Here is a 344-nt window from a genome sequence, read left to right as displayed (position 1 = left end):
CTGGGGTCGACCCAGCCTTCGCCGGCATTGAAGATCGCGCCCTGCGGCGACACGGCATTGGCGTCGACACCTGGCGTGACGGCGGCGATGTCGCCAGGCGCAAGCAGCCGCGTCTCATAGCCGATCGCCAGTTCGTGGCGGAAAACTTCCTCGATCTGGTTGGCGGCATCGTCGGCGTCCCAGGTGAGCCCGCCGTCGAGGCGCAGCCAGGCGCCGCAGTCGTGCTTTGCCGCGAATGCGTGGTAGCGCTCAAGGCCTGCCACGCGCAGGCGGTGATAGGCGGCCGACCGCTTTCGCGCCGAGTTGAGCCAGGCGAGCGAGCGCGACGATGCGCCGCCGGCGAC

The 344-nt window shown here is 70.1% G+C and carries 1 protein-coding gene; it reads right to left on the bottom strand.

Annotated elements, in window-relative coordinates; genetic code table 11:
• Positions 1 to 344: FAD-dependent oxidoreductase (locus EN862_RS35250; RefSeq protein WP_135913311.1), on the bottom strand; the 344-nt coding region annotated here is incomplete at both ends.

Source organism: Mesorhizobium sp. M2E.F.Ca.ET.219.01.1.1 (genome assembly GCF_004016445.2).
Lineage (GTDB): Bacteria > Pseudomonadota > Alphaproteobacteria > Rhizobiales > Rhizobiaceae > Mesorhizobium.
The sequence above is the reverse complement of the archived record's forward strand: the minus strand, read 5'-3'. Positions and strand labels throughout refer to the sequence as shown.